Below are 22,292 nucleotides of genomic sequence, written 5' to 3' on the forward strand. Positions count from 1 at the left end.
ATGTTATCTTGTTTTTGTACGCCGTTGCTGAAATAGCAGCATGCCAAAAACCGGTGCACCAATAACTGCTGTAATGACTCCAATAGGCAGTTCCGTTGGTGCAATGATTGTCCTGGCAGCTAGATCTGTCAAAACGAGAAAGCCGCTTCCTGCAAACATAGACATCGGCAAAAGCAACTGGTGATTGGGACCGACTAACAATCGAACTAAGTGAGGAACCACCAGCCCAACAAATCCTATCGTTCCAGATACAGATACAGCCGCACCTGTTAAAAGTGAGGCACCTGCTAAAATGATTATCCGCCGCTTGTCGGTGTCTACGCCTAATGTTTTGGCTGTCTCTTCTCCAAACACTAGTGCATTTAATTCTTTTCGATTAGCAAATAAAAGGACAGCCCCAACGATAAAAAATGGGAGAATCAACCATATGTAATCCCAGCCGCGCATACTCACACTGCCCATCAGCCACGATATAATCTGCCGCAGTTCATCTCCTGTTAAAGCAATAACCAAAGAAATAAGTGAACCTAAAAACGAGCTCACAATAATCCCTGCTAAAATAATTGTTTCTGTGGACAATGTTTTTTCAATAAATCGTACAAATCCTAATAAGCCAAGTAACGTGAGAAATCCTGAAAAAATACTAATCACCGGGAGGGTAAAACTTCCTAACAACGGAAGCGACAGCCCAAAAAATAGAACGATTACTGCTCCCAATGCGGAACCCGAGGAGACTCCCAGCGTATAAGGATCAGCTAACGGATTTTTTAGTAATCCTTGAAAAGCCGCCCCGGCAAGAGCTAAAGAAGCTCCAACAAGGGCAGCCAACAACACACGGGGAAGGCGTATATCCAAAATGATTGCAGCATGCGTAGGAGAAATATCAGCTGGCATCTCTTTGGGCCAAACCGCCGTCCATAAAACGTTCATACTGCTGTGAAAGGGGATTGATAAGCTGCCGACGGATATGCCAACGACCACACTAACAAGCAGGAATATACAGCCGCACGCCAGCCACAAAAGCCAACTACTCTTCTTTAAATACATCCGGATACACCAGCTCTGCCAGTTGCTGCATGCCTTCTGTCAAACGCGGCCCTGGGCGGCTTACCATGTCATTGTGAATGTCATAAACCTCCCCGTTTGCAACAGCCGGTACTTCCTGCCAAGCCGCCCGCTCTTTAATTTCAGCAGATGGATTATCCACATAATAACCATACGTGGTGACAATCACATCAGACTGCAGGTTAACCGCTTCTTCTTCACTATAGGGAATCCAGCCTTCTTCACTGCCTGCAGCATTTTTGGCATTAATTGTTTCAAGCATTTCGTGAATAAATGTGCCTTGACCAGTTGTGTAGATTTCTGGCGGCGGCTGAATTTCTACCCATACGCTTTTTTGTTCCTCAGTGTCAATATTTTCGGCCTTTTCTTCTATTTCAGCAGCGTCTTTTTTCATATCAGCAATGATTTCCTCTGCTTTTTGTTCTGTCCCCGTCGCTTTTCCAATCATTTTCATTGAGTCATAGGCATCATCAAAAGATGCTGCGTCATTTACGACCAGGACATCAATACCGGCTTCTTTTATTTGTTCAAATCCTTCTTCACCTGCATGTCCAGAAGAAGCATGGGCAAGAACTAAATCAGGTTCTAAAGCCAAAAGTGTTTCCATATCAAAGTCCATGCCTCCAACACTCTGTTTTTCTGCTGCTTCCTCTGGATAATTGCAATAATCGGTTACTCCTACTATTTCATCATTTAACCCTAATGCAAAAGCAATCTCTGTATTACTAGGTATTAAACTGACAATGCGTTCGGGCTTTTCTTCGATAACGAGCTCTTCTCCAAGACCATCTGTTAGCGTGACGGGAAAAGCACCCTCTGTCTGTTCTTTTGATACATCTTCTTGTGCTGGTGTATTTTCTGCCTGTTCTGTTTCTTCTCCTGTTGCACATGCTGTGACATACAGAAAAGACAAAAGTGCAACAAGCACCAAGGAAAGCCTTTTTTTCATGTGTATGTCTCCTTTCATTATGTATATAGAAATGAATGAGCTTGTCTGTTAAACAGCTGTTCCGTGTGTTCCTCAAACTAGAAAAACGGCTCGTGCTGCCAAGACCAAATGACAAAAGGTATCGTTTTTAGATTGGCACACGGTTGAGGTGCATTGATAGAAGCTTTTTGCACATCAGGAAAGGTTTTCTCTGTTAAAGTGATGAAAGTTTAAGAAAGATGCAAACGCCCTAAAAGGATGACCCGGTTGATGGCGGTTAAAGGAGGCATCTGCGGGAAAGCTGCAGCGAAAAATTCATAGAGGATATATTCCCTAATGAGCTCAAAGCACTGTCCGCGGCAAATGAGCCGCGAGGACCATCCAACCAGAAATATCGTCATCCCAGCAAACTTCACAGAACCTATTTTTCGGGTATAAAAAAAGCTCCCCTTCATAAAGGAGAGCGAATGAACTGCTTTGTGATGTAAACGTACCTCTATCACAGACAAGTCATTCGGCTACCCTTTTCCTCGAAAGGTAAACACCGCACTACAGGCAGGTCTCCTGACTTGCGCTATATTGTTCGCCTTCCCGTCCTTCCTTTGACAGTGGCGTCATGAACAATATCCTTGCTGCGCTTACAGTGGCGGGACCGTGCCGGACTTTCACCGGACTTCCCTTTTAACATGCATGACCACCATGCATGACCTCTAGTAATCTCATTATTCATTTCTTCTTTCATTATACATAAAATCTCTTTACATGAAAGAGATTCGTATTATTTTTTCTGGCAAATAAAAATCTGGCGGGGCGATTCCTCTTTTTCATAACGGGAAGCGTCATAATCGCCAAAAACATGTAACACGTCGAATTGATTGCGCTTCAGCATCTCCATAAGCTGCGGCTGTTCATATAACTTCACGCGCTCTTGATACTCGCGTTTCATATCATTTTCTTGGATAGTAATTTTTTTGTACACAAAATCAGGTGACATTTCCCGCTTTTGCGTAATATGAAGACCGTCTTTCACTGATTCATCCTCTGGAACAAGATGATTGCGCACATAAGATGGATTTAAATAATCAAAGCAAAACCAGCCTCCGCTCCTTAATGCTTCCGTCGCGCGCGTGAACACCAGTTCATTTTCTGCATCATCGGTAAAATAACCAAAACTCGTAAACAAGTTAAACGCCACATCATACTCTGAAAGCAGAGGCACATCCCGTATATCCGACCGCTGATACTGAACAGGGAGATTAGAAGTTAAATCAATGGCTTTTTTTAAAAGCGCTGGTGATAAATCCACACCAGTGACGTGGAGGCCTTTTCGAGCAAGCCACCTGGCGTGTCTTCCATTCCCGCAGCATAAATCAATTGCCTTCATTCCAGCTTCTAGCGGGAGATAACTCATTATTTGCGATAACTCACTGGCTGCTTTTTCTTCATCTCGATGATCATAGATTCGTAAATAATCTTCTTGAAAATGTTCTTCAAACCATGCTTTCATCCTGCTTCCCCCAAACACATCACGCTGTTATCAGCCTTTATCTTTTTCCAAAGGCAAGTAAAAACGAAAGGTAGTGCCTTCATTTTGTTTACTATGGACTGTAATATCACCATTGTGGCTATCGACAATATTCTTAGCAATGGCCAAACCTAAGCCTGTACCACCTTTTTCACGTGTCCGTGCCTTATCGGCCTTATAAAAACGCTCAAATACATACGGTAAATCTTCTTCTGGTATGCCTGAACCGGAATCTTCCACTTCTATGGTTAGCTGCTTTTCGGTATTGGACACGATTATTTTCACATGTCCATCCACGCTAGTATGGCGAATAGCGTTGTGAATAAGGTTGGTTAACACTTGTTCAATACGATCAGGATCGAAGTATGCTTGACTATACTGATGTTTCTGTTCTAGCTCCAAGTCTACTGCCGCATCGTTCGCTAAACCTTGAAACTTTTTATATACTTTTTCCAGGAAGCTGGACACATCTACCCATTGTTTTTCAAGCTGAATATGACCAGCTTCCATTCTAGCTAAATCAAGCAACTCATTAACGAGCCTTCCCATCCGTCTCGACTCATCATAAATAATTCTCCCAATTTCTTGTGTTTCTTCCTTACTTTGCGCAATATCATCAATAATTGCTTCGCTGTAGCCTTGTAACATCGAAATCGGCGTTCGCAGTTCATGAGAAACGTTGGCAATAAAATCTTTGCGCAGCTTATCGTGCTGCCTCTCTTCTGTCATGTCACGTATAACAGCTACCGTTCCTCGAACAAACTGTTTATCATAGAGCGGTGTCATTAATACAACATACACCCGGCCTTGCACATCCATTTCAATCATTTGTTCTTTTTCCAAGGTCACTACTCGCTGAAACAATTTTTTTACTTCTTTTGGCAGGTGTTCGATTTCTGAATGGGTATCCGGTGCATGTTCATACGAATAAGCCTGTAAAAACCGATTGGCCGGGGGATTTGTAACAACCATCGTGCCTTTTCTATCCATTGTAATAACACCGTCAGCCATGCTTGTTAAAATCCGGCTTAATTGCTCTTTTTCTTGATTTAGAGCCATGATGTTTTGGTTTAACTCACGTCTCATTTTGTTAAATGCTATTCCTAGTTGTCCAATTTCATCATTGGTTACTACAGGAACTTTGGTTTCAAAATTACCTTTAGTCACTTCTAAAGCGAGCTCCCGCATTTTTCGAAGTGGTGCTGTTATTCTAGATGACAAAAAGACCGCAAAAAACGCAGTTAGTACAATAGCAATTCCTGCTGAAAATAAGATAATTTGCTTTGTTTCACCCGTTGTATCTTCAATAATAGACAACGATTGGTAAAGAAAAACAGATCCCGTTTCTCCTACTGCCGTCTCAAAAGGCATTCCAACGATAAATATTTCGTTATGAATCTCTTCCCCATTTTCATACGTCGGAAAATCACCATGTGTAATCACCGCTTCATTGTTGGCAACACGCGACAAGCGTTCGTCTTCTCTAAACAGTGAAAGCGGGAGGTGAACACCGGCATTGGGGCTTTCGGACTCCCACTCGCTTCCATTTTGAAACACAACGACCGTTGTATTATATGAATCTGCGATATGCTCGACAATATTTAATGCTTCCGATGAACTGTCGTATTCTTCTAGAATGTTAACAATTCCATTAGCGTGATTGGTTAATTGTTCTTCTGCTTCCGTGATGTGAAACCTTTCAAAAAACTGAAGCAGCAATATCGTTAACACGAGCAGAACAACGAGCACCAATAACAAAATCGTCACCGATAACTTCCCGACAACACTGCGCCAGATCATTATTCTTTCACAGCCTCAAATTTATACCCAACACCCCATACCGTTTTAATCATATCCGCCGCTTCCTGCGACACTTTGCTTAACTTTTCTCTTAAACGTTTAATGTGTGTATCAACCGTTCTCAAGTCACCAAAGAAGTCGTAATTCCATACATCTTTTAACAATTGTTCTCGTGAAAATACTTTATCCGGGGCTTGGGCTAGATAAAGGAGAAGCTCGTACTCTTTTGGTGTTAAACTAATCACTTCATCATTGGCTGTCACCCGGTGGGCATCATTGTCAATTGTAAGGTATGGAAAGACGAGCACATCTTTTGTTTGTGTGTCGGTTTGCAGGAATTTCGTCGACGAAGAGCGTCTTAACAAAGCTTTCACCCGCAAAATGACTTCTCTTGGAGAAAACGGTTTGACGATATAATCATCGGTCCCTACTTCAAACCCTTGAACTCGATTTGCTTCTTCTCCCTTTGCCGTCAACATAATGACAGGTGTCGCTTTTGATTTTCTCAACTCCTGGCACACTTCAATACCATCCATCCCAGGCATCATTAAATCAAGCAAAATGACATCATAGTCTTTATTTAACGCTAAATCAAGTGCTTTCTCACCGTTTTCTGCTTCTTCTACGATGTATTCTTCCCGCTCTAAATACATTTTTAATAGTCTGCGGATACGCTCTTCATCATCAACCACTAAAACCGTTGCGTTCTCACTCATCATTTATTCCTCCTGCTGATTACTCATTTTTCACTTATAAAACAGCTGCTCCTTACCACAATGAGGAACAGCTATTCATGTCATCGTTAAGCATAGGAGTGTAGACCGGCGATAACGAGATTTACAAATATTAAGTTAAACATAATGATAGCAAATCCAATCACACACAGCCAAGCAGAACGTTCACCGTGCCAGCCTTTGGATAGACGTAAGTGCAGATAAGCAGCATAAAACAAGAACGTCACCAATGCCCATACTTCTTTTGGATCCCATCCCCAAAATCTCGTCCACGCAATCTGTGCCCAAATCATCGCAAAAATCAAACCGCCTAGTGTAAACACTGGAAAGCCTATCGCAATCGCACGATAGCTTACTTCATCCACTGTTTCGGGATGGATGCCTTTTAGCAGCGGTTGAATCGCTCCACCAATCGGCTTGCGCAAAATCAGGCGAAGTAATGCATACAATACAATACCTGCAAGTAATGACCAGAGAACCGTATTGGCATCGTCACTTCTCAGCCAAGCCGGCATGGACAGCAGCGGCTGCATTGCTCCATCCGTTAAAAGCTCTCCTTCATTAGGACCCAGTATTGGAGGGAGGTTGTACGTCATTTCTGCATCATTGCCGTTTTCATCCACATATTGAAAAGACGCCTCATAATTTGCGATAGCAAAAATATAGCGGATAAGTACAAAGCTGACCACACTGACCAAACTATACATAATGAACTCAAGCCAAAAAACTTTTTTCCCTCTGGCGGTAAAGTCCAGAGTGCGTACAAGGTAAATTAAGCCAGCCGCAAAACCAATTGATAAGATACCTTGACCAATGGCCGTAGTGGTAACATGTATCTTTAACCAATTACTCTGCAAAGCCGGAATCAGCGGCTCTACTTCTGATGGGAAGACCGAAGCATACGCAATAATCAGCATGACAATCGGCATGGTAAACATACCTAATACATTCGTTTTGTAAATGCCATACAAAATGATAAATGCAAAGCTAAGAGCTATGCCTAAAAATGTCGTATATTCAAACATATTACTGACCGGAGCGTGTCCAGCTGCCATCCACCTCGTCACAAAATAACCGACAGCAGACACAAAGCCGATAATGGTTGTAATAAAACCGAAGGTGCCCCAGCGGTTGCCAGACATATCTCCTTGTTTGTTACGCCACTTTTTCCCTGTTACAGAAACAGTAAAAAAAATCGTTGCTAGTAAATACATAAAGAAGGTGATTAGTAATAAGTTTCCGCTCAGCGTTTCCATACCTCGTCATCCCTTTCCTTCGCTTTCCTTATCGTTCTTTTGTTTCAACTTATCTTCTGGCATGACTAACCCAGTTTCGTCAGATAAGGATTGGAAGTCTTTCCTTAAAGATTCCCAATGTTTATTGGCATGGCCAGCTATCCACACGTCCTTGTCTTTTTGTTTTATCCAAATACGACGGTGTGACCAATAGGAACCTTGAATCAAACCAATCATAAAGATAGAGGCCCCTACAATAATAAACGGCAGCGTTAAATCTTTTCGAACCGTCAAGGCAGTTACATTCTTCGTATTCACATCACGAAAGCTCATTTGATAGTCATTTTCTTTGAACACGTCTTCGTTTCTCTGAATACCTACAAAGCTGTATTCTCCATCAGGATGCTCTGGTGAAAACATTTGAAAAATAAACGCAGGGTTGTCCGGTATGCTTGAGGTAGTTGATGGCTCCCCATCATCATTGAATTCAAAATTTGGAAAATACGAATCAATGACCACCTTATAACCATCACCAAGGTCATACTCATCTTTTGGATCAAACAAATCTATTTCAATGGTGTCAATGCTCTCACCTGTTTCACGATTATCGAGCGAAAAAGTCATAGTATTTAATTCATTTAATTTATAATCAAGCTGATACAAAGCAAAGTTATCAAAACGAAGCGGGTGGTTGACACGTATGTCTTCTTCCTTTACTTCCTCTAATTCTGGCGTTGTCCCTACTACGCTTGTGTCCGCTCTTTTATATAATACAGCATCCGTTTGGAAATTTTTCACTGTCGGGCCGCCTGCTCGTTCTAAAGCTTCTTGAAACGTTTCATCATTTTCATCATACAACTCTACGATAAACCGTTCATTTTCAATAAAGTATTGGCCATCCGTTCCAGGAATAACTTCGGTTTCTCCTTCTCTTACCCAAACAATGTCATCCACATACATCCCTGGGAAAAACCGAAGCATAGCCCCGGTTAAAAAGATAACCAAGCCTAAATGATTAACATAAGGCCCCCATCTGGAAAAGCGTCCTTTTTCCGCTAACAGGCTGCCGTTTTCTTCCCGGATATTGTAACGTTTCCCTTTAAGCACCGCTTTCGCTTTATCAAGCGTATTGTCTGCATCCCGAACAGTCGTATGGCCAAATAAACGCTGCCTTTTTAAAAATGCTTCGTTTCGCGGTACCCGCTGATTTTTTAATGCTTTATAAAGCGGCACCACACGGTCAATACTGGCAATGATTAAAGAAATACCGAGAGACGCAATCAGTGCCATATACCACCATGAACCATATAAATTATGAAAACCTAACGTATAATAAATTTGACCAGCAATGCCGTATTCGTCTTTGTAGTGCTCGGCCGGATCTACCGTGTTGGGTATGTACATTTCTTGTGGAAATATAGTGCCAATGGACGAGGCAACTAATGTTAGTACAATAATCCATATTCCTACTTTTACCGAAGAGAAAAAATTCCATATCTTATCCACCATTGATTTGTTGTACGTTTGCGATCTTCTTGCAGCACCTTCATAACGCATGTCTACCATGGACGCATTTTTTCCCTTTTCTTCCAACGGCTTGCCGCAATTCTGGCATAACTGGGTACCATACGGATTAACGTGTCCGCAGTCACATTTTATTTCGTTCATAAGAACACCTCGATAAGACAAAGCAATGACAATTTCCAGCAGCAGCCCAAATTTCTCTCCTATATTTAAAAATACTTACAGCTGTGCCGCTCTCGCATTGTTTTAAATGTCATTTTTCGATTGTAAATTGTATGAGCCTCTCATTTTTGTCCTAAATAAGAATCCGCTCATCACTTATTATAACGCCATGATACCGGTTCATATAGATGTCGTTTTATGAAACTTATGTGACAGCACTTTCTTTCAGTTTCTTCACTTCAAAAGGTTTTAGTACGCGCTTTTCTCCTGGCTTTAAATGACCCAGTGTCAAATAGCCGTACTTTTCACGCTTCAGCTTCTTTACAGGATGACCAGCTGCTTCAAACATTTTTCGAACCTGCTGGTTTCGCCCTTCGTGGATAACGATTTCGATAATAGAAGCGTCCGCTTTTTTATTCGCTGATTTTACCCTTACTTGTGCTGGAGCTGTCTTTTTGCCATCGATATGAATGCCGCGCTGTAATTTTTGCAGCGTTTCTTTACTAGGTTTTCCTTTAACTTTTGCGATGTACGTTTTAAGAACTTTACTTTTTGGATGCATCATCACATTTGCAAACTCACCGTCATTTGTAAGCAGCAAAAGTCCAGAAGTGTCGTAATCGAGACGTCCAACTGGAAATATTCTTTCCTCGACTTCTTCAAAAAAGTCAGTTACTACTTTCCTGCCTTTATCATCTTTAACAGCAGAAATGACTTGCTTTGGTTTGTAAAACAAAAAATACACTGGTTCCTCTTTATCAATCGGAACACCATCCACCTCAATCGTGTCTTTTTGAGGCGAGACTTTCGTTCCCAGCTCCCTTACCGTTTCCTTGTTTACTGTCACTCTGCCTTCTTCAATTAACTTTTCTGCTTTGCGCCTGGATGTCACTCCAGCATGTGCAATCACTTTTTGTAGTCGTTCCAATGCTTTTCACCTCATTGTCCATCATACCCATCCACGTCTGTTTTCACAAGCGTTTAACCAGGAGAAGTTGGTATAGAAAAAATTCAGATATTTTATGCAAACAAAGCGCAGGCATCTTGCTCACGAACCGAAGGAATCTCAAGCGAGCAGGCGCTTGCACTAGACCATGCAAACGCCACACTTTTACCCTTTCTCCCGCTGTAAGAAAAACGGTGGTTGAGAACCTACTCAACCACCGTCCTTGTCACCGTAGAAGTTGCTGTTTGAAACGCATCTGCTGCAGACGGGGCGCTTTCCGCGGACGTGCCCGCGGAACGTGACGTATGTTGACGGAGCAACGATAGACATTCCTGTGATAAATAAATAATCCGAACTGATTTTTCATAAATCGTTCGGATTATTATATAGTTCCTATACTTGTGTCCCAGCCTCTTTACATACCAAAAACAATCGTTACGATTACAATAGAAGCCGCAATCCCTGCTGCATCCGCCAAAAGTCCAACCTTCAACGCGTCTCCCATATACTTAATACCCGCCGCCCCGAAATAAACCGTTAAGACGTACAATGTCGTATCCGTACTTCCCTGCATCGTCGAAGCTAACCTGCCAATAAAAGAATCGGGGCCGTGTTCGCGAATTAAATCTGTTGTCATTCCTAATGCACCTGCACCAGAAATGGGACGAATAACAGCAAGTGGAACGATATCTGCCGGCACACCAATTAAAATAAGGAACGGTTTTAATGCTTCCAGCAAAAGTTCCATTGCACCAGAAGCACGGAAAACCGAAATAGCAACCATCATTCCTACTAAATACGGTATTAATGATACAGCAAGCTGAAATCCATCTTTTCCGCCTTCTACAAAACTATCATATGCAGGCACCCTTTTCACCGAAGCATGAAGCAGGATGATTAACAACAAAACTGGCAGAATCCATAACGACACTGTGCTCATCCAACTCATTTTTATCCTTTCCTTTTCTTTTGTTTTCGATAATAAAAATAACGGTCTATGCATATCGCTGCAATCGTCGAACAAGCTGTAGCTGCAATAGTTGTCCCAACAATTTCGGCTGGATTGGCGGAGTTATAGTTCATTCTAATAGCAATAACAGTCGTCGGAATAAGCGTTAAACTCGCTGTATTTAAAGCCATAAGTGTAACCATCGGCCTGCTTGCTTCCTCGCTGTCGTTGTTCAGCTGCCTTAATTCCTTCATCGCTTTAATTCCCATTGGTGTCGCAGCATTTCCCAGTCCCATCAAATTGGCTGTCATATTTGACATAATATAGCCCATGGCCGGATGTTTAGGAGGAACATCTGGAAAGAGCCGTACAGCTACTGGCTTTAACAGTCGTGTAAATATATCCATCAACCCGCTTTTTTTTGCAATATTCATCATGCCCAGCCAAAACACCATAATACTGATAAGACCAAAACACAGCGCCACTGCTTCTTCTGCTCCATTAAAAATCGCTTCAGACACGTCTTCCATGCGTCCGTTAAACATCGCCGTAATGATACCGGCTGTTAACATGATTATCCAAATAGCATGGACCATTTATACGGACCCTCCTGTCAATGTCCGTATGAATTCTCCCATCTTATGAAAAAAGCCTTCCTTTGCCGCTTGTTCTCTTTCATACATGAGGGGCATGCTGTAAATATGTTCATCTCCGATATACCACTCTATCTTTCCAGCTGCTGTTACATTAGCGGTACCATGAAAAAAGCGATCATTTAATATGACTTTTTTTCTTATTTGCTGCTTTTCTTCTTCTTGCAGTGGGTAATACAGGGTATATGGTAAATAAAATGTGCCATCTTCAACACTTTCCACCGTAACTTCTTCCCGTTTATCTGCTAACTGTTCTTGATGAAAACTAGAAAAGCCCCATTCATACATCGTGATATGATCGTTCCAGTCTGATGGCGCATCTAAGGTAACAGCAACAAGTGACATCCCATCCTTTTCAGCAGTAGTAACAAGTGTTCTTCCAGCTGCTTTAGTATAACCGGTTTTTCCTCCTGTACAATGTTTGTACATCGACGTTAACAGCTTGTTTTTGTTTGTCCAAATCCGATCCCATCTTTCCCCTTCTTGCGGGGCGCGATACTTTTTTGTTTGTGATATCTCTTGAAACTGTTCATTTTTCATTGCATACTGCATTAACAGTGCCATATCATAAGCAGTTGAATAATGCGAATCTCCGTCATCCAAACCATGAGGGTTCGTAAATTGCGTATTTTCCATGCCAATTTGTTCTGCTTTTTCATTCATTAAATACACAAATCCATCCACACTGCCTCCAACATGTTCAGCAATAGCTACAGCAGCGTCATTTCCAGATCTCATCATTAAGCCATACGTTAAATCTTTTAACGTAATGTTCTCACCGGGTTTTAAGTAGAGCGAAGACCCTTCAACACCAGCGGCATTGCTGCTAACTTTTACTGTTTCTTCGAACTGCCTGGATTCAACTGCCAAAATGGCGGTCATGATTTTTGTAATACTTGCTATCTTTCGTGGTTCATGTTCTTCCTTTCCAAATAATACCCGCCCGCTGTCTTGTTCAAGTAAAACTGCCGTTCGGCCTGATACACTTAGGTGGTGATCAGCATTCACTGAAGGAGGAGTGCCTGCGATAATGATAATACTTAAAACGATAAGAATGATAAGTTTTTTCATGCGCCACCCAGCTTCCTTGTACGTATTTCTTTTCTCTAAGCTTGTTTACATTGTATGAATCCTGTTAAAGAATATGCTCGTACACACTTGCAAAATAAAACGCCTTCCTCATGTGTCAAAGGAAGACGCGGCGTGATTCGCTTTTATTATCCTTTTGGCTTGAAAATGAGTGCTGCTAAAAATGAAAATATGATCGCTGCTGAGATACCAGCACTTGTTACTTCAAATATCCCTGTAATAATCCCAACAATGCCGTGCTGCTCCGCTTCTGCCATCGCACCATGTACAAGCGAGTTACCAAAGCTTGTGATTGGAACCGTTGCACCGGCTCCGGCAAAGTCAATTAATGGCTCATACCAGCCAATACCGTCTAAGACCGCTCCTCCCACAACTAGTGCACTTAACGTGTGACCAGGCGGAAGTTTCGCTACATCTATTAATAATTGACCAATTACACAAATCAGCCCTCCAACAACAAACGCCCAAAAGTACATCATTCCCAATCGCCCCTTTCAATTGAAACTGCATGGGCGATGCATGGAATAGACTCTTTCTGCTGATAAGACAATGGACTTAACAAGGCTCCGGTCGCAACTACTAACATCTTGTTGATTTCTTTCTTTTTCATTCGATTTAATAAATGTCCGTACACAACAGCTGCGGAACAACCAGAACCGCTTGCTCCTGCCTGTACTTTTTGGTCTTCATTATAAATAAGCAGCCCGCAGTCGATGCATTGCTCATCGGTTACCTGGACTCCTCTTTGCTGCAGCAATTCTTTCATGAGTGGATGTCCGACGCTGCCTAAATCTCCAGTCACAATGTAGTCATAATAAGAAGGGTCTCGATTGAAATCTGTAAAATGAGCTTCAATCGTGTCAGCAGCAGCTGGCGCCATCGCTCCTCCCATATTAAAAGGGTCTTTTAATCCCATATCTACAACTTTTCCAATGGTAGCCGATGTCACCATTGGTCCATTTCCTGTTTTTCCAACAACAGCAGCTCCCGAAGCAGTAGCCGTCCACTGTGCTGTCGGCGGCTTTTGCGCTCCATATTCGGTAGGATAGCGAAATTGTTTCTCTACAGCCGCGTTATGGCTTGCTGTGCCGGTCAGCACGTAATTGCCTCCGTTATTATCAACGATAAAACTAGCCAGCGCTAGTCCTTCCATTGATGTCGAACATGCTCCAAATAAGCCAATGTAGGGAATCGATAACGTTCGGCAAGCAAAGCTGGTTGCGGTAATTTGATTGATTAAATCACCCGCTAACACAAATTGCATGTCTTCTGGTTTTTTATTGATTTTTGCCAGAGATGCATTGGCTGCTTCTTCCATTAGTTTCGTCTGTGCTTTTTCAAATGATGCTTCTGACATCCAAAGGTCAGAAAACAAATGGTCAAAATCTCTGCTTAAATTGCCTTTTGCTTCAAACGGGCCCCCGACGACACCTGTAGATAAAATGACGGGTGAATTAGCAAAAGTCCATGACTGACTGCCTTGCAGCATATTTTCACCCTCCTAGTTGAATGATAATCGTTTTAACCAGTGCGACGATAAATGCCGCTGTTGTCCCAAATACGATGACCGGGCCTGCTAATTTAAACATATTCGAGCCAATCCCAAACACCGGTCCTTCTGTTCGATGTTCAATTGCTGCACTGGCCATTGCATTTGCAAATCCAGTTACAGGAACAGCTGTGCCGGCCCCAGCATACTGCGCAAATTTGTCATACACCCCAAACCCCGTCAGCAGTACTGCAATCAAAATAACCGTTGCTACAGTAGGATCACTTGCGGTTTGTTCATTAAAATCGAAGTTATATAAATAAAAGTTTTGAATCGCCTGACCAATCACACAAATGAGCCCGCCTATGATAAAAGCTTTAATGCAATTCATGATAACCGGACGTTTGGGCTCGTCTTTTGAAGCAAACTGCTGATATGTTTTTTGGATATCTTCTTGACTGGATTGACCCATATCTACCACCTGCTATCCTTTCATAAATTCTTCAATTTTAGTTAGACGTTTTTCCTGGTCTTTTTTTCCAACCTTCTTCTCTCCCATGTCATTGTTTAACTTTTGCAGTTCCATTAGTGCTTTTTTGTCTGTTGAAAAGTGAATATTATGATCGGGCCAGCGTTTCGACAGCCGGTTGTACCCTTGTTTTCTAATGGATTCAAGTTGAAAACGATTCATATGTTTAACCTCAGCAGCAGCATACATTTTATCATCATTTGTAATGACGACAGCCGATGTAATAGGATCCATGTCTTTTAACAATTCTTCCGCTTCATTTGTTTCTTCATTTATGACATGTTGCGGAAGCTCCGACGCCTGCTGATTACATCCTGCTGCCAGCAATATTAAAAAAACAACGTTCATACCAATTATGATACGAAAATTTTTTCGCATATCTTTCCCTCCATAACAAACTGCATTTATAGTATGAAAAACCGCAGTCGTTTTTATGAACAAAAACAATATGTAAAAATATGGATCAAAGAACAGCGTAGCTTCCTCAAGGGTATTTTTTAAAAAACAGACCATACTAAAAAAAGCATAACTGACAACAGGAGGCCAGCTATGCAGTCCACTAATTTTTTGCATTTAACAATTGAGCTTATTGTTGGTTTTTTCGCTTTATTAGTTATTACGAAAATACTTGGAAAAACCCAAATCAATCAACTGACACCATTTGACTTTATTTCCGCACTAGTCCTTGGTGAACTAGTCGGTAATGCTATATATGACAACGAAATTGGTTTGCATTACGTACTGTATGCCATCGTTTTATGGGCGATACTCATCAGCACGATTGAAAAGGTCACCCAAAAGAAAAAAGGGACAAGAAGCCTGCTTGAAGGCAAGCCTGCCATTGTTATTCGAGAAGGTCAACTTGATTATGAAGCCATGAAAAAAAACAAGCTGGATTTAAACCAGCTGCAGCATTTATTACGTGACCGTGATGTCTTTAGTATTCAAGATGTCCACTATGCCATTTTAGAAGCAAACGGCACCATTAATGTGCTTAAAACAGCTGCAGCTTCCACACCCAAAAATAAAGAATGGCTGCCAGAGCTTCCAGCTGAGCCTGCACTGCCATTCTCCATTATTTTAGACGGAGAATGGGTGGAAGACAATTTAACGGAAGCAAATGTCTCCAAAAAACAAATTCTTCAACACCTTCAATCAAGAAACATCCCTGATATAAACCGGGTGTTATACGCTGAATGGGACGGGGCATTTCCACTATATATTCAAACATATAATGACAAACCGTAAAAAAACTCGGCTGGATGCCGAGTTTTTTAGTGATAGCCAATGTTTTCTCTCTTATACCTAATATTTCTCCTGATCGGTGAGTGAACAAATTACGTCAGCCGGTCAAAAAATAGATCGGCTTCTTTTGTTGATGCAGAATCATTCTCTTTTAATTCTGGCAGCTCTTCTAACGAGGACAGCCCAAAGTGTTCCAAAAAACGATTCGTTGTTTGATATAACTTTGGCCTGCCAATACTTTGCGCTCTGCCTGACTCTGTAATCAACGCTTTATTCATTAACGTCTGTACTGACTTTTCTGATTTCACCCCGCGGATATCATCAATTTCAATTCGCGTGATGGGTTGATTATAAGCAATAATAGCCAGCGTCTCTAACGCTGCTTGTGACAATTTCCCTTTTTCCGGAACATGAGCGTATGTTTCAATATAAGAAGCAATATCAGATACAGTAACAAGCTGATACGTATCACCTGTTTGCTTTATCTCTAATCCATCAAGACATTGGTGTAATTTTTCTTGCACGCGGTATAGTGCGTTCATCGCTTCTTCTTCTGTCACCTCTAACACGTTTGCCAGCTCTTTTACTGTTATTCCTTGGTCGCCTGCAACGTATAAAAGGCCCTCTATTGCAGCTTCTTGCTCTTTCACGAAGCAGTATCCCCCTTATATTCAACCATTATCTCGTCAAAGTTTTCTTTTTGCTTGCAGCGTATTTCATTGTGCTTGACCAGCTCTAATACAGCAAGAAATGTCGTCACAATGTACGGCTTTTCCTGTATAGGAAACAAATCTCCAAACCTTGCTGGCTCTGCACGCTTTTTTAAAGTGCTTACAATATCATTCATGCGCTCTTCCATGGAAATTTCCTGTGCCTTTACGGTTGTTTCAGCCGAAGGAGCGTGGACACGTTTCTTTAACTGCTGGTATGCTTCAAGCATATGATACAATGTCACCTCTTCCGATACGTCATTCACGTCGTCGTTTTCCTGCTCATCCACTGCCGTTGGTGATTTAGCATAATGCATACCGGCAGACTGCTCTTTTTCCTTTAGATGAGATGCAGCCTCTTTATATTTTTTATACTCCACAAGCCTGTCTAATAATTCTTCACGAGGGTCTTCCTCTTCCCATTCATCGGTCCTCTCAAGTACTTCCTCCGTATGGTTAGGCAGCAGCATTTGGCTTTTAATCTCAAGCAATGTGGCTGCCATAACAAGATATTCGCTGGCGATATCTAATTCTAACTCCTGCATCGCGTGTACATACTGGAAGTATTGATCTGTAATCGCTGCTAGTGGAATATGATAAATATCGACTTCTGCTTGCTGTATTAAATGCAGCAATAAATCAAGCGGTCCTTCAAAACTGTCGATTTTTACATTGTAACGTTTCATATACATCTCCACCGTTTCTCCAACCTAAAATACATTCTCTATCAATAATATCACGGAAACAGCTGATAAACAGAACCAAATTGCAGCAAACACCATATTATACATTACTTTCTATATATGTTACACTAAAAATTGTTATTGCAACGAACTTGGTGAGGAAGAAAGTAGGATGTTTGATGCATTATCCAGAGGCATACGTTCAGTATTTAGTACAATTTCATGGACATAGAGATTTTTTTGAATGTCACGAAATACTAGAAGAACATTGGAAAGAAAAACCTTCAGGTTATCGTGATAAACATTGGGTTGGGCTGATTCAGATTGCTGTTGGCCTTTATCATCACCGCCGAGCAAATTGGCGAGGGGCACAGAAAACGTTTCGCAACGCCCGCCGTATTGTTCAAGAATATTCAGCATCCTTAGAAGAGTTAGCACTTGATACAGACCAACTTCTTTTTCTTATGGACCAAAGACTTTCTGATATTTTATTGCAACGAACCTATACAGATATGAATTTACCCATTACAGATACTTCTTTGACAGATCAATGTTTTCGAATGTGCGAGAAAGAAAACGTTGACTGGCTGGGTGAAAGCGATATGTTTAATGATCACCTTGTACACCGTCATATTTTACGAGACCGTACAGATATTACTGAAGAACGCATACAACAAAAATGGCTGCGCGAACAAAAAAAGCTGTCCCGGACTTAAAAAGTCGGAACAGCTTTTTCATTTATATAGACGAGATGTGCAGAATGAAAATGAACTATCCGCTCACTTCTCTTTTAGTTTTTATCCCTTCTTTACAAACATCCAGAAACTCGATGGTCTCCTCACGGCCCACCAGTTCCCTGTCTATTTTTTCTTGTATCGTGCGTACCATCTTTTTCCCTATGCCTTCATCACGGTATGATGGGTTGACACATACATGTTCTAACCTAGCCATATGGTCATCGGGAAAAGACAAACCGAGAACACCAACAATATCATCGTCTTCTTTCCATAAATAAAGCTGCCAGTTCTCATTTTCCTCATACACTTTAATGGTTTCTTGCAGTTTTTTCACATCTTTTTCTTCCGGCATGTAAGAAAGCAATCCCATGGCAATTTTTTTGTAGGCTGATTTAAATTTAATGAACATAGTCATCATCCCTTACTCCTGAGAGAATTGATTGCCACTAAGCAACTTGCTGTTAATTGCTATTCTCTCTCATTATACTTCAAATTTTTGGTATGAAAAGAGGGTGCGCAACATTTTATTTTACTTTTTTTGTTAATCATTATATCTACATTCTATACAAATTGTCCGCCAACTTTCGCCCATTTTACTTCCATGGACTACACGCCTGCTTGAACACAAAAATATTGACAAACGTAAACACGTAGGCAAGAAGAAACATGACGGTATATACCGTCATGTTTATATCACCTTCATTAGTTTACTCTTTTTTGATGCTTTTATCAAGGTTTGCCATTTCAATAGCTGCTGCAGCGGCCTCTGCACCTTTATTTCCTGCTTTGGTCCCCGCTCTTTCAATGGCTTGTTCAATAGTATTCGTCGTAACCACACCGAATATAACCGGAAGTCCTTTTTCTAAAGATAAATTTCCAACACCTTTCGTGACTTCACTGCAAACATAATCAAAATGAGGTGTGGAACCTTTTATGACCGTTCCTAATGTAATGATGGCATCATATTTACCTGTTTCCGCCATTTTTTTTGCTGCAAATGGAATTTCAAAAGCCCCTGGGACCCAAGCTACGTCCACATCACTTTCAGAAACGCCATGCCGCTTTAATGTATCCTCTGCACCGCCCAAAAGCTTACTCGTAATAAATTCATTAAACCTTCCCGCTACAATACCGATTTTCAATCCTGTCCCAACTAAATTCCCTTCAAATACATTTGCCATTATTCGTCTTCCTTTCTTTCCTTCGTTGATATTTTTATTTTTTACGATATTTAAAAGTGCAGCATATGTCCCAATTTGGCATACTTTGTACGCATGTACTTTTCATTGTCTTTGTTATATGGAAGTTGTAATGGAACACGCTCTACCACTTCCAGGCCATACCCTTTAAGTCCTGTAATTTTTCTTGGATTATTTGTTAATAACCGCATTTTTGTAACGCCAAGTTCTCTTAGCACTTGGGCGCCAATCCCGTAATCCCTTAAATCCGGCTTAAATCCTAGTTTTTCATTTGCTTCTACTGTGTCATAACCTTCTTCTTGAAGCTGATAGGCTTTCATTTTGTTAATAAGGCCAATCCCTCGTCCTTCCTGCCTCATGTACAATAAGACGCCTTTGCCTTCTTTTTCAATCTGCTGCAGTGCTGCCTGAAGCTGAGGCCCGCAATCGCAGCGGTGTGACCCAAACACATCGCCTGTCAGACATTCAGAATGTACTCTCACTAGTGTTGGCTCACCGGGGTTAATTTGTCCTTTCACAAGGGCAACACTTTCTTTGTCATCCACTACAGACGTATAGCCAATCGCTTTAAATTCACCAATATCTGTCGGCAGTTTGATTTCTGCTTCTCGTTTGACTAATTTATCTTTTTTATGGCGATATTGAATAAGATCTTTAATAGTAATCATTTTTAAGTCATGCTCATCGGCAATCATTCTTAAATCAGGGACACGTGCCATTTCCCCATTGTCTTTAATAATTTCGCAAATGACTCCTGCCGGTTCTGCTCCTGCGAGCCTGGCTAAGTCAATCGAAGCCTCTGTATGTCCAGCACGGCGTAAAACTCCGCCATTTTTAGCGATTAAAGGGAATACATGGCCCGGGCGTTTAAAATCATGACTTTTGCTGTTGGGATCCAGCATGGCTTTTATCGTATCCGCACGCTCATGTGCTGATATTCCCGTTGTCGTCGAGCGGTGATCAATACTAACTGTAAAGGCCGTACCGTGCGGATCCGTATTATGATCAACCATCGGAACCAATTCCAGCTGCTGAGCCCGGTCTTCTAGAATCGGCGCACATACTAATCCACGTCCGTGAGTAATCATAAAATTAATTGTCTCCGGTGTTACTTTTTCAGAAAGTGCGACAAAATCTCCTTCATTTTCGCGGTCTTCATCATCGCACACAATAACTACTTTTCCTTGAATCAAATCATAAATAGCTTCTTCAATTGGATCAAAAATTCGCTCTGTCTGTGCCATTTTCTACCCCTCTTTTCCGATTAGTCCGTTTATATAAAGCCATTTTCTTTTAATGTGGATGTTGTAATGGATGACTCGTTTTTCTTATCCGCCCGCAGCAGATGCTCTGTGTATTTCATCAACATGTCCGTTTCGATATTTACAGGATCACCTGCATGCTTATCACTCAACACTGTTTCCTGCCATGTGTGCGGAATAATAGAAATTGTCAAAAGATTGTTCTCTGCATCTGCGCCAAACACAGTCAAGCTGATTCCATCAACTGTTACAGAGCCTTTCACCATCATATAAGGCATAATATTTTTTGGCAATTCAATCGTGATGTAATAAGCATTTTCAACGGGAGTAATCGTGCGAATGGTCCCGGTTGCATCAACATGCCCTGAAACAAAATGGCCGCCAAACCGGCCGTCAGCAGGCATCGCCCGTTCAACATTTACCGCTGCGCCTTGTTTTAACATTCGTAAACTCGTATCTTTCATCGTCTCCGGCATGACATCCACCGTAAAACAATGACCATCGATGGAAGTAACGGTTAAACACACGCCATTTACAGAGATGCTATCCCCAAGATGGATGTCTTTCATAATAGTATTTGCCTGAATCGTCAATACCATTGCATTATTTGTTTGTTCCATTTTTTCGATAACAGCTTTTTCTTCAATAATGCCTGTAAACAATTGCCTCACTCCTATTTCTTTGGCACCGCAACGATTTTAATATCTGAACCTAACTGCTCTAATGTGACTATCTCCAGTTCACTGACATCGGACATAGCCCGGATGCCGTTTCCTGCAATAACAGAAGGAGCAGAATGCCCGCCAATCAATTTTGGCGCAAGATAACTAACAACTTCCTGAAAAGCACCAGCTTCTAAAAAACTTCCATGAACAGAAGCTCCGCCTTCTACATACAGTGATTGAATCTTCAAGCTGCCTAACAGCTGCAGTACTTCATGTATATCAATAGCGGCAGAAACCGGGAACAGCTTGGCTCCTGCTTGTTCTAACTGCTTTCGTCTAGAACTTTCTGCTTCCGGCGAACAGATAATCCAAACCGGTGCTTTTTTGTCACGTAACATATTAGCATGAACAGGCGTTTTTAAATGGTGATCTAAAATAATTCGCACCGGATGAATGCCTCCATTATAAGCTCTTGCTGTCAGCGAAGGATCATCTTCTAGGACAGTATTCACACCAACTAATATCGCATCATGTTCATGACGCAGAATGTGGCCGTCATCGCGTGCCTGCTCTCCAGTAATCCATTTGCTTTCGCCCGTTTTGGTCGCTGTTTTGCCATCCAAAGATGCTGCTGTTTTTAAGGTGACATACGGGATGTTCGTTCGGATATAGTGAAAAAAATACCGATTTAACCAATTAGCAGCTTCCCGCTCTATCCCTACGCTCACCTCTATACCTGCGTCTTTTAGTTTTTGAATGCCGGTCCCTGCCACTTCAGGATTAGGATCTTCTGTTGCAATAACAGCTCGTTTAATGTTTTTTTCAATAATCAAATCAGCACAAGGAGGGGTTTTTCCGTAGTGGCTGCACGGCTCTAGTGTGACATAAATGGTTGCTCCGTCTGCTTCATCTCCAGCCATGTTTAAAGCGTGAACTTCCGCATGCTCTTCACCTGCTCTTAAGTGCGCTCCAAATCCGCAAACTCTTCCGTTTTTTACAACAACTGCTCCAACAACAGGGTTAGGGGATGTTTGGCCTTTGGTTTGTCGAGCCATCTGCAGAGCCAATCGCATATGTTCTTTATCTATCATCAGCAAAACGCCTCTTTTCTTCCAGCAACGATACATATATTAGAAGAATTTTCTTGTCTGTCCATAATAAAA

Annotated in this window: 24 protein-coding genes and 1 riboswitch; of the genes, 2 read left to right on the forward strand and 22 right to left on the reverse strand. The window is 41.6% G+C overall.

Annotated elements, in window-relative coordinates:
- Window positions 1-3: 3 nt before the first annotated feature.
- From BLT18_RS02890 to BLT18_RS02960, 15 genes are all read right to left on the reverse strand, one after another.
- A complete protein-coding gene (locus BLT18_RS02890; protein ID WP_091270999.1) occupies window positions 4-1,047 on the reverse strand; it encodes a FecCD family ABC transporter permease in 1,044 nt (347 codons plus the stop codon).
- Window positions 1,028-2,014: an ABC transporter substrate-binding protein gene (locus tag BLT18_RS02895; RefSeq protein WP_091271001.1), complete on the reverse strand. Its 987-nt coding sequence runs from the start codon at window positions 2,012-2,014 to the stop codon at window positions 1,028-1,030. The genes BLT18_RS02890 and BLT18_RS02895 overlap by 20 nt, the downstream gene beginning before the upstream one ends.
- A gap of 516 nt (window positions 2,015-2,530) precedes the next feature.
- Window positions 2,531-2,720: riboswitch (cobalamin riboswitch) on the reverse strand.
- A 51-nt stretch (window positions 2,721-2,771) separates the two neighbouring features.
- Window positions 2,772-3,500: a class I SAM-dependent methyltransferase gene (locus BLT18_RS02900; protein WP_091271002.1), complete on the reverse strand. Its 729-nt coding sequence runs from the start codon at window positions 3,498-3,500 to the stop codon at window positions 2,772-2,774.
- Window positions 3,501-3,530: 30 nt separating this feature from the next.
- Window positions 3,531-5,318 (reverse strand): ATP-binding protein, encoded by a 1,788-nt coding sequence (locus tag BLT18_RS02905; protein ID WP_091271004.1) that lies wholly within the window; start codon window positions 5,316-5,318, stop codon window positions 3,531-3,533.
- On the reverse strand, window positions 5,318-6,034 hold the full coding sequence (locus BLT18_RS02910) for a response regulator transcription factor (protein WP_091271005.1): 717 nt from the start codon (window positions 6,032-6,034) through the stop codon (window positions 5,318-5,320). The genes BLT18_RS02905 and BLT18_RS02910 overlap by 1 nt, the downstream gene beginning before the upstream one ends.
- Window positions 6,035-6,120: 86 nt before the next feature.
- Window positions 6,121-7,308, reverse strand: coding sequence for a cytochrome c biogenesis protein CcsA (gene ccsA, locus BLT18_RS02915; protein WP_091271007.1), 1,188 nt, complete (start codon window positions 7,306-7,308; stop codon window positions 6,121-6,123).
- A gap of 6 nt (window positions 7,309-7,314) precedes the next feature.
- Window positions 7,315-8,955, reverse strand: coding sequence for a cytochrome c biogenesis protein ResB (gene resB / locus BLT18_RS02920; protein ID WP_091271008.1), 1,641 nt, complete (start codon window positions 8,953-8,955; stop codon window positions 7,315-7,317).
- Window positions 8,956-9,178: 223 nt separating this feature from the next.
- Window positions 9,179-9,901, reverse strand: a complete 723-nt coding sequence (locus tag BLT18_RS02925; protein WP_091271010.1) for a pseudouridine synthase — start codon at window positions 9,899-9,901, stop codon at window positions 9,179-9,181.
- A gap of 433 nt (window positions 9,902-10,334) precedes the next feature.
- Window positions 10,335-10,868 carry a spore maturation protein gene (locus tag BLT18_RS02930; RefSeq protein WP_091271011.1) on the reverse strand — a complete coding sequence of 178 codons (534 nt, stop codon included), beginning with the start codon at window positions 10,866-10,868 and terminating at the stop codon, window positions 10,335-10,337.
- A 2-nt stretch (window positions 10,869-10,870) separates the two neighbouring features.
- Complete coding sequence (locus BLT18_RS02935; protein WP_091271013.1) at window positions 10,871-11,464, reverse strand: nucleoside recognition domain-containing protein; 594 nt, start codon at window positions 11,462-11,464, stop codon at window positions 10,871-10,873.
- A complete protein-coding gene (locus tag BLT18_RS02940; protein ID WP_091271015.1) occupies window positions 11,465-12,592 on the reverse strand; it encodes a D-alanyl-D-alanine carboxypeptidase family protein in 1,128 nt (375 codons plus the stop codon). It abuts the gene before it with no gap.
- A 146-nt stretch (window positions 12,593-12,738) separates the two neighbouring features.
- On the reverse strand, window positions 12,739-13,089 hold the full coding sequence (gene spoVAE / locus BLT18_RS02945; RefSeq protein ID WP_091271017.1) for a stage V sporulation protein AE: 351 nt from the start codon (window positions 13,087-13,089) through the stop codon (window positions 12,739-12,741).
- Entirely contained in the window at window positions 13,086-14,099 is a 1,014-nt protein-coding gene (gene spoVAD, locus BLT18_RS02950) for a stage V sporulation protein AD (RefSeq protein ID WP_091271019.1), read from the reverse strand. Before spoVAD ends, spoVAE begins: the two co-directional genes overlap by 4 nt.
- A gap of 4 nt (window positions 14,100-14,103) precedes the next feature.
- Entirely contained in the window at window positions 14,104-14,571 is a 468-nt protein-coding gene (spoVAC, locus tag BLT18_RS02955) for a stage V sporulation protein AC (RefSeq protein WP_091271021.1), read from the reverse strand.
- A 12-nt stretch (window positions 14,572-14,583) separates the two neighbouring features.
- Entirely contained in the window at window positions 14,584-15,006 is a 423-nt protein-coding gene (locus tag BLT18_RS02960) for a hypothetical protein (RefSeq protein ID WP_091271023.1), read from the reverse strand.
- 171 nt (window positions 15,007-15,177) lie between these two features.
- Here BLT18_RS02960 and BLT18_RS02965 point away from each other — a divergent pair, with 171 nt between their 5' ends.
- Window positions 15,178-15,876: a DUF421 domain-containing protein gene (locus BLT18_RS02965; RefSeq protein WP_091271025.1), complete on the forward strand. Its 699-nt coding sequence runs from the start codon at window positions 15,178-15,180 to the stop codon at window positions 15,874-15,876.
- An 89-nt stretch (window positions 15,877-15,965) separates the two neighbouring features.
- Here BLT18_RS02965 and scpB read toward each other — a convergent pair whose 3' ends face one another.
- The gene (gene scpB / locus BLT18_RS02970; protein WP_091271027.1) at window positions 15,966-16,523 is read right to left on the reverse strand and encodes an SMC-Scp complex subunit ScpB; all 558 of its coding nucleotides are present in this window, start codon (window positions 16,521-16,523) and stop codon (window positions 15,966-15,968) included.
- Complete coding sequence (locus BLT18_RS02975) at window positions 16,520-17,269, reverse strand: segregation/condensation protein A (RefSeq protein WP_091271160.1); 750 nt, start codon at window positions 17,267-17,269, stop codon at window positions 16,520-16,522. The genes scpB and BLT18_RS02975 overlap by 4 nt, the downstream gene beginning before the upstream one ends.
- A 176-nt stretch (window positions 17,270-17,445) precedes the next feature.
- Between BLT18_RS02975 and BLT18_RS02980 the strand changes: the two genes are divergently transcribed.
- Entirely contained in the window at window positions 17,446-17,982 is a 537-nt protein-coding gene (locus tag BLT18_RS02980) for a DUF309 domain-containing protein (protein WP_091271028.1), read from the forward strand.
- A gap of 55 nt (window positions 17,983-18,037) precedes the next feature.
- On the opposite strand, the gene BLT18_RS02985 is transcribed toward BLT18_RS02980, so the two are convergent.
- The 5 genes from BLT18_RS02985 to ribD all read right to left on the reverse strand — a co-directional run bounded on the left by BLT18_RS02985 (window position 18,038) and on the right by ribD (window position 22,220).
- Window positions 18,038-18,421 (reverse strand): GNAT family N-acetyltransferase, encoded by a 384-nt coding sequence (locus BLT18_RS02985; protein ID WP_322787545.1) that lies wholly within the window; start codon window positions 18,419-18,421, stop codon window positions 18,038-18,040.
- Between the two features lie 289 nt (window positions 18,422-18,710).
- Window positions 18,711-19,184 carry a 6,7-dimethyl-8-ribityllumazine synthase gene (gene ribH, locus BLT18_RS02990; protein ID WP_091271030.1) on the reverse strand — a complete coding sequence of 158 codons (474 nt, stop codon included), beginning with the start codon at window positions 19,182-19,184 and terminating at the stop codon, window positions 18,711-18,713.
- Between the two features lie 50 nt (window positions 19,185-19,234).
- Complete coding sequence (locus BLT18_RS02995) at window positions 19,235-20,428, reverse strand: bifunctional 3,4-dihydroxy-2-butanone-4-phosphate synthase/GTP cyclohydrolase II (RefSeq protein ID WP_091271164.1); 1,194 nt, start codon at window positions 20,426-20,428, stop codon at window positions 19,235-19,237.
- A 47-nt stretch (window positions 20,429-20,475) separates the two neighbouring features.
- Window positions 20,476-21,126, reverse strand: a complete 651-nt coding sequence (locus BLT18_RS03000) for a riboflavin synthase (protein WP_091271032.1) — start codon at window positions 21,124-21,126, stop codon at window positions 20,476-20,478.
- An 11-nt stretch (window positions 21,127-21,137) separates the two neighbouring features.
- Window positions 21,138-22,220, reverse strand: a complete 1,083-nt coding sequence (gene ribD / locus BLT18_RS03005; protein WP_091271039.1) for a bifunctional diaminohydroxyphosphoribosylaminopyrimidine deaminase/5-amino-6-(5-phosphoribosylamino)uracil reductase RibD — start codon at window positions 22,218-22,220, stop codon at window positions 21,138-21,140.
- Window positions 22,221-22,292 lie beyond the last annotated feature (72 nt).

Source organism: Alteribacillus persepolensis, from assembly GCF_900099605.1.
GTDB classification, from domain to species: domain Bacteria; phylum Bacillota; class Bacilli; order Bacillales; family Marinococcaceae; genus Alteribacillus; species Alteribacillus persepolensis.

Coding starts and splice junctions, on each gene's coding strand:
- BLT18_RS02890 (WP_091270999.1), bottom strand. CDS start 1,047: ATGTATTTAAAGAAGAGTAGTTGGCTTTTGTGGCTGGCGTGCGGCTGT.
- BLT18_RS02895 (WP_091271001.1), bottom strand. CDS start 2,014: ATGAAAAAAAGGCTTTCCTTGGTGCTTGTTGCACTTTTGTCTTTTCTG.
- BLT18_RS02900 (WP_091271002.1), bottom strand. CDS start 3,500: ATGAAAGCATGGTTTGAAGAACATTTTCAAGAAGATTATTTACGAATC.
- BLT18_RS02905 (WP_091271004.1), bottom strand. CDS start 5,318: ATGATCTGGCGCAGTGTTGTCGGGAAGTTATCGGTGACGATTTTGTTA.
- BLT18_RS02910 (WP_091271005.1), bottom strand. CDS start 6,034: ATGAGTGAGAACGCAACGGTTTTAGTGGTTGATGATGAAGAGCGTATC.
- ccsA (WP_091271007.1), bottom strand. CDS start 7,308: ATGGAAACGCTGAGCGGAAACTTATTACTAATCACCTTCTTTATGTAT.
- resB (WP_091271008.1), bottom strand. CDS start 8,955: ATGAACGAAATAAAATGTGACTGCGGACACGTTAATCCGTATGGTACC.
- BLT18_RS02930 (WP_091271011.1), bottom strand. CDS start 10,868: ATGAGTTGGATGAGCACAGTGTCGTTATGGATTCTGCCAGTTTTGTTG.
- BLT18_RS02935 (WP_091271013.1), bottom strand. CDS start 11,464: ATGGTCCATGCTATTTGGATAATCATGTTAACAGCCGGTATCATTACG.
- BLT18_RS02940 (WP_091271015.1), bottom strand. CDS start 12,592: ATGAAAAAACTTATCATTCTTATCGTTTTAAGTATTATCATTATCGCA.
- spoVAE (WP_091271017.1), bottom strand. CDS start 13,089: ATGATGTACTTTTGGGCGTTTGTTGTTGGAGGGCTGATTTGTGTAATT.
- spoVAD (WP_091271019.1), bottom strand. CDS start 14,099: ATGCTGCAAGGCAGTCAGTCATGGACTTTTGCTAATTCACCCGTCATT.
- spoVAC (WP_091271021.1), bottom strand. CDS start 14,571: ATGGGTCAATCCAGTCAAGAAGATATCCAAAAAACATATCAGCAGTTT.
- BLT18_RS02960 (WP_091271023.1), bottom strand. CDS start 15,006: ATGCGAAAAAATTTTCGTATCATAATTGGTATGAACGTTGTTTTTTTA.
- BLT18_RS02965 (WP_091271025.1), top strand. CDS start 15,178: ATGCAGTCCACTAATTTTTTGCATTTAACAATTGAGCTTATTGTTGGT.
- BLT18_RS02975 (WP_091271160.1), bottom strand. CDS start 17,269: ATGAAACGTTACAATGTAAAAATCGACAGTTTTGAAGGACCGCTTGAT.
- BLT18_RS02980 (WP_091271028.1), top strand. CDS start 17,446: ATGCATTATCCAGAGGCATACGTTCAGTATTTAGTACAATTTCATGGA.
- BLT18_RS02985 (WP_322787545.1), bottom strand. CDS start 18,421: ATGATGACTATGTTCATTAAATTTAAATCAGCCTACAAAAAAATTGCC.
- ribH (WP_091271030.1), bottom strand. CDS start 19,184: ATGGCAAATGTATTTGAAGGGAATTTAGTTGGGACAGGATTGAAAATC.
- ribD (WP_091271039.1), bottom strand. CDS start 22,220: ATGATAGATAAAGAACATATGCGATTGGCTCTGCAGATGGCTCGACAA.